The 6,525-nt window shown below is 45.7% G+C and carries 7 protein-coding genes; 1 reads left to right on the plus strand and 6 read right to left on the minus strand.

Going from position 1 to position 6,525, the window contains the following annotated elements:
* Positions 1–21 precede the first annotated feature (21 nt).
* The 5 genes from tmk to CHH60_RS28570 form a co-directional block, all read right to left on the minus strand.
* Positions 22–669, minus strand: a complete 648-nt coding sequence (gene tmk / locus CHH60_RS28550; protein WP_095362261.1) for a dTMP kinase — start codon at positions 667–669, stop codon at positions 22–24.
* A gap of 226 nt (positions 670–895) precedes the next feature.
* Positions 896–1,588: an LrgB family protein gene (locus CHH60_RS28555; RefSeq protein ID WP_095362262.1), complete on the minus strand. Its 693-nt coding sequence runs from the start codon at positions 1,586–1,588 to the stop codon at positions 896–898.
* Positions 1,564–2,022, minus strand: coding sequence for a CidA/LrgA family protein (locus CHH60_RS30590; protein ID WP_095362263.1), 459 nt, complete (start codon positions 2,020–2,022; stop codon positions 1,564–1,566). Before CHH60_RS30590 ends, CHH60_RS28555 begins: the two co-directional genes overlap by 25 nt.
* Positions 2,023–2,123: 101 nt before the next feature.
* Positions 2,124–3,803, minus strand: coding sequence for an aminotransferase class I/II-fold pyridoxal phosphate-dependent enzyme (locus CHH60_RS28565; RefSeq protein WP_255248119.1), 1,680 nt, complete (start codon positions 3,801–3,803; stop codon positions 2,124–2,126).
* 287 nt (positions 3,804–4,090) lie between these two features.
* Positions 4,091–4,276, minus strand: coding sequence for a sigma factor G inhibitor Gin (locus CHH60_RS28570; RefSeq protein ID WP_095362265.1), 186 nt, complete (start codon positions 4,274–4,276; stop codon positions 4,091–4,093).
* 475 nt (positions 4,277–4,751) lie between these two features.
* On the opposite strand from CHH60_RS28570, the gene CHH60_RS28575 reads away from it, so the two are divergent.
* Positions 4,752–5,276, plus strand: a complete 525-nt coding sequence (locus CHH60_RS28575; RefSeq protein WP_095362266.1) for a hypothetical protein — start codon at positions 4,752–4,754, stop codon at positions 5,274–5,276.
* A gap of 648 nt (positions 5,277–5,924) precedes the next feature.
* Here the strand turns inward: CHH60_RS28575 and CHH60_RS28580 are convergent.
* Positions 5,925–6,365, minus strand: coding sequence for a hypothetical protein (locus CHH60_RS28580; RefSeq protein ID WP_236146670.1), 441 nt, complete (start codon positions 6,363–6,365; stop codon positions 5,925–5,927).
* Positions 6,366–6,525: the final 160 nt, after the last annotated feature.

A 6,525-nucleotide genomic window follows, 5' to 3' on the forward strand; every position in this document is an offset into this window, starting at 1 on the left:
CCCTGTCTATATATTAGACAATTACTCGCCAAAATCCTTCAAAATCCCTGTCTCCAGCGACAAAATCAATGCTGCTGCGACTTCATCAGGCTGTTTGGAAGCATCAATAACCTGGATTCGTTCCGGGAATTGTTCCTTTAACAAGAAGTACCCTTCTCTAACCTTACGATGAAATTCCAGACTCTCTAGATCCAGACGGTTTACCTCACGTCCATCGTGGGCATCAATCCGGGCAAGACCTGCTTCCGGCTCGATGTCCAGATAAAGTGTAACATCCGGCATGAGCTCACCTATTGCGAACCGGTTAATGGCCCAGACATTCTCTATTCCGAGCCCACGTGCATGACCTTGATATGCCAGACTGCTATCGACGAATCGATCACAGATAACCGTCTTGCCTGCCTTCAGCGCCGGTTCCACCTTCTCAGCCAAGTGCTGGCTGCGTGCAGCTGCATAGAGCAGTGCTTCGGTACGCGCATCCATTGCCGTATGGAGAGGGTCAAGGATAATAGCACGTATTTTCTCCGCGATCTCGATTCCGCCAGGTTCACGAGTAACTACGTAAGGTATACCCTGTTCCTCGAAGTAAGAACCCAATCTGCTGATCATCGTCGTTTTACCGGACCCTTCTCCCCCCTCCAATGTAATGAATTTACCTCTGCCCTGCATATGCTTCCCTGCTTTCTATGTCGATAATGGCATCTTACTCTGCTGTGAATGTTATATGGCCTGATCTTTCTACTTCAGATTATGAAATGACACGCCCAGAGGTGTATGTTCATGATCATGGTATTGTCGTTTGGGCCATATTGTACAAGCTTCTTACTATAATACTATACATGATCAAGCAATAGCGGTCAGCTATTCCGCCAATTTTTTCAATAGAGATGACCGGTCAACTATAGATAATGGATACCCATAAGGGAAGGAACAATGATCCGGCTATCGCACTGACAATCATGGAGACGGAACTTAATGCTACAGCATTCTCGCCATATTCAAAAGATCTGGCCATGCCAAGTGCATGAGAAGCGGAGCCGAGTCCAATGCCATAGGCACTATTATCCTTTATTCGAATCCATTTCATCATCAGCGGCCCAAGTAATATCCCCGAAAAACCGGCAATCATTACAAATAGGGACGTAAATGAAGCGTTGCCTCCTGCCTGATCTGCCAACTGGATGGCAACTGGAGTAGTCACTGACTTTGGCAGTAAGGCGATCACGATATCTTTGGGATAACCAAGCAGCAGAGCTACCGATGCCCCGGTAAACATCCCTACGATGCTTCCTCCAAGCGTACCACCCAGAATGGGAATGATGTTCCGTTTCAGCACATCCATGTGTTTGGATAAAGGGAAGGCTAAGGAAACAACCGCAGGCCCCAGAAGATCCTGTATCCATTTGCCACCCAGCATATAGGTGTCCAGTTTAATTCCTGTAATAAGCAGAATGACTACAATTACTGCCGTTGTTGTGAGTACTGGCATAAGAATAGGCCATTTTATCCTCTTATATAGACGAGTCGCCGGGATATATAAGACCACAGTCAGAGCGATCATAGCTATTCCGATGATGAATGTTGACATGAGATCGCCTCCTTCTTGTCTCGATGCGATCTTATCCATGTCATGAGCCACTCACCAATTTTGGCAGATAGCAAGCAAGTTACTAGGGTACTGAGGATCAATCCCAACACAAGCAGGAGTGTATTCGCTGTAAAAAAATCAAAGTGATTAATGATGCCTACCGTAGGCGGGATAAACAATAACTGCAAATTGGACTGGAGCCAGGATGAACCTTCATTTCCCCAGCTGATCCTGACCCAACCCATTTGAATGACAATGAACAAAAGCAGCATGCCCACAATGCTGCCTGTTAAAGGTAGATGCAATATAGACTGTATCCAGGTTCCTATCCAATAAAAGCCATACATTAACATGACTTGCAGGACTATTCCTGTATATTTCTTTATCGGAATATCCAAAACAATTCCCTTCTTTCTTATGTCCAGACAGCACATGATGTCTTAGATGGTACAAATAATAGATGATTGAGGGATAAGGAATGAAAGAGTGAGTACGTAATGAGTAGTAAGTATCGTTCCCACATTTTTGGTTTAACTTAACTCTGCCCTTCCTTCATGACCTTCAATGATCGAAGAGTATCATCCGCTGCGCCATGAAACCTCGCCCCTTCATCCCTCAGAAGCTGTATACGTTTTACTGCAGCAGGACTTATTCGTTCCCCTGCATATAGGAGGGGGATTCCAGGAGGATACGGAATAATCATCTCAGCAGATCGATAGCCTGCACAGTCTTCGAGTTCAACTTTTGCTGTATCTTTTTCTGATATAGGTTGTAGTGAGAACACAATAGGCTCTGAAAAGGAATCCACAGATGGATCTAGTAAATTGTTCCACGTGGAAATATAGTGAACTGCCTTCTTCGCAGCTTGCGTTGATGACTCGTTCAGGCTTTGCCTTAGCTCATTCTCATTGGCTTGACTAATGCGCTCTAACGCCTGCAGCAAGTGCTCAGCATCACTTCGCGTTGAGCCAAGGCTAAAGAGCAGGACGACGTACCGTTCGTCGCTCATCTCGGGCACGCAGCCGTATGCTTCCAGCTGCTGCTGCAGCCCATAACCGCTCAGTACCCCCGCCCCGTCATATATGACGGCTTTAAACGGGTCCTGAGCGGTGTAGCCCGCGGCAGATGGCATCGCCGCCGCGGGAGGTGCTGTTGGCCGCCTCGATGCATCGGCGGCCTTGTTACCGCCAGCAGCCGGCTTTGCCTCGGCTGGCGGCTCTTGCTGCAGCGCCTGCACAGGCTGCAGCAGCTGAAAGCGCGGCAGCTCTGCAAGACCGCGCTTGAAGGCATCCACGGCGGCAAGACCCGCCGTGAAGGTGTCTGCGCCCTGCACATGCAGCAGCCGGCGCGCAAGATCAAGCGAAGCCATCACCGGGTATGATGGGCTTGAACTCTGCACCATGGCCAGGCGCTGCCTCAGCAGGGACCGATTCAACAACGGTCCCTGAATGTGCAGCATGGCTCCCATGGTAAAGGCAGACAGCATCTTATGGGTCGACTGCACCACCCCGTCCGCTCCGCATGACAGGGCTGAAGCAGGCAGCTCTGGATGCTGTCCATAATGCGCGCCATGCGCTTCGTCCACGAGCAGTGGCATGCCAGCACCGTGACATATGTCGGCTATGGGCTTCAAATCAGCGCCCATGCCATAATAATTCGGCAAAGTAACAAGTACCCCCTTTGCCTCAGGATATGCCTGGACAGCAGCCCCGACCGTCTCTACCGACGGCATAACAGCAAGTCCGCTGGATGGATCAACATGTGGCTCCAGAAACACAGCTCTGGCGCCAGCAAGCATCAGCCCATGAATGACTGACTTATGTACATTACGTTGGACAAGTACGATACTTTGTGGCTCATCACACACTGTAAGCAGCATAGCCAGATTACCAGCCGTACTTCCGCCCACAAGGAAGAAGCTCTCCTCCGCACCAAAACAATCAGCCGCCAGCTGTTGTGCTCCCAGAATCACCCCTTCTGGATGATGCAGATCATCCGTACCGGTAATTTCCGTTACATCCATCTGCATCATGTCCAGAAAGGCTGCCGCAGGCATAAAGTCAGAACTTCCGTGCTGCTTCCTATTCCCTGTATTCATCAAAACTCGATAAGCTTGTCCATTCTTATGCCCAGGCACATGAAAAGAACGATTCCCCGACTTCTGGTAATGAAGCAGAGCCTCGTACAAAGGAGCCTGATATGGTTTGTATTTCATAGAATTACCTTCCTGTATAATCATTAAATTTGGATTCACATTTGCTCTTTAACTTCCTATTATAATAAGGGCTCTTTTGTGAACTGTGCCTCTCTCAATTAGCTATTAAGTGAAGAGCACAATATTACTCTTATTCTGCTCCTCATTACCCTTTTATTATATCAGTCTTTTTGCCGAATCCGCGGCTCTACATGATCCTCTGTTCTACAATCCTCCGTATCAAACAGAAAAAGGCCCTATGGGCCCCTGAATACACCTACATCAATGGATGTTTCGGCTTATGGTCATTATGCGTTTTTTTGCACCCAAATCTGTTTCATTTGGTGTATAAAATAATTGTATTTGGCATCCTGTGCATCAGTATGAACCATCTCTGCTTCGCAAGCATCGCATATAAATTCAGATACAATAAAAATGCCTTCTCTTTTTTTCTGTTCGCAGATAATACATGTGTGTTCGGTATATTCTTCCATCAACCATCCCACCTTGTTTTACGTTTACTATCAGTATTGCACAGTTTCTATTATTTTAAACCTTTTCATAGTGCTTTCTTTCTGTAAAATATATATATTCGCCCACCACCCATTGGGTGTCTGTACCGATTCAAAAGTTCAACAAATCGCATACCGCTCGTACTTTTCTGCACTGATGCTTCCCATACAGTTATATCTCCTCCCTCCTATATACACTTTCACCTTCGCCTCCACTAAAAACTTATATTCTATAATCTTAAAAAAACTTTGATTTTCAGCCGATATATAATACATCAGAACCTGACAGCCAAGAAGTTCGTGGATATACTTGTATGAGGCTCCTACTCTTAAACTTGTACATCATCCCTACAGCGCTTCCATGGTTCCTATATGCATATGGATCATTTGCATGACACCAACGTACAAGCATACGTCCACACACGAACGTGATCCCAGAAGGAGGATTTGTAATCGTATGACCGCTGAACCGGAGAATAAAGCTACATTTTATCAATACCGGCTTCTGAAAAAAAAGGCGATTGCCCGCAGTGTCATCTACAGCTATCTGTGCTTGCCTATCATTATGCTCTTCTTTAATTTACTGGCATTCTCCTGGACCGGCCTCTTCTTTTTTCTGCTGGCAGGGCCGATCACCCTATGGATTCATTATGTCATTGCCAGAACTATTTTGCTTCTGGTCCGTGCCTCTTATGCCAAACGCTGGCGCTGGAACTTCCATATGCCTTGGTTAGGTTACATTCCGGACCAGCACTTTAGCTACCGCATGTTTGTCAGAGTACATTTGAACATGAGCTGGATTGGCCTATGCATCATTACCATTTGCCTGATCTGGTCTCCGCTGTCCTTCACGCTTTCACTGATTTTCTGGCATCTGTGGCTGCTCATCCCTCGTCTGTACGTGGTTATGATTCTATCACGTGAACGCAAAGACGGATTAATTAAACTAAATGAAGAGGGCGTTTCGTACTATCTGCAATAACGCCTTTACCTCTTTTATGAAAATCAATATGTACAAGTGCAATACATAAAACATGCCCCCAACTTGGCTTAAAAAATGACCTATGATCTTCGTAAGCAATCGAGCATTCTCATTCTTTAATGATGAACAAAGGTTATCCACAGTGGATAACCTTTGTTCATTCTAAACTAACCTTTCTTTTATCCACAGCATGGGTACAAGCTAATCAGGTTATCCCCATTTATTTTATTCCCGTTCCCATCCTCTATCTATTGATCAGACATTGCAGCCGTTTAAACTATACCCCATTAAGCAGCTATATACCTACTGCTCTTCGCCTCAAACCTATTTTCAGCTCATGTCTCTACGCCTTATCTATTGTCTTGGACTACCATGACTGAGATACCTACACACTCATAGATGCTGCTTTAGGGCCTCCTTCTAATATAGGAGTACCAAATTCCATGGAGCCCATGGTAGTACGTGCAGTAACTAGGCACCTTATAAGCTCAGTTCATCTTAATCTTAGGCCAGGTTCTAGAAAGGAGTCCATTAGACTCCTACAGCAACGTACAGTATCTCCTCTTCCCTAAAATAAAAAAAGTCCCCGTAGGCTTACGGGAACTTGTATCGTCTGAACATTACAATGTTACAAAACAAACCGTACTCTTACTCTTCATCATCAGCAAGGGATTTCACCGTTGTTGTCGCAGTATCATTCCGAGGTACCATTAGCGTAAAGAATCCATCATGTACAGCTAGATGCACAATATGCCCCTCTTTAGCAAACACACGAAGAGAGTTTGAGGTATTTGATGTACTCTTGGCTTGTGTCTCCGTCCAGCCCCAGCTTTTAATCTCGTCTAGATATACTTCAGGCAAGCTGGTGCTCTCACTAATACCAGACAATGTATATCGAACATAGTCCATCTCCGAATTGTTTCCGGATTGGTCCGATTTATTCGCTACTTTCGGTACAGGGAAACTCTTCTCGTTGACTGCGCCTTCATATGAAGTCCAGGAAGGTCCTGCATCACCGCATCCTGTAAGCACACCCAACAAACCAATCATTAGAAATGAATACAGCCCAAGTCTCCGCCAACTTAACACACACACCCTCCTTTTCACAGCTGCACATTTCACAGCTCTGTGGTCAGGTACTTTTAGCATATTTAACATAGTCCTATTATACTGATTTCCTACTTATATTCTGTAACAATACTGTTACCTTCTGATGACGCTTGCATTCACTTAATACAGCCTTATAAAC

Source organism: Paenibacillus sp. 7523-1 (genome assembly GCF_002276415.1).
GTDB classification, from domain to species: domain Bacteria; phylum Bacillota; class Bacilli; order Paenibacillales; family Paenibacillaceae; genus Paenibacillus; species Paenibacillus illinoisensis_A.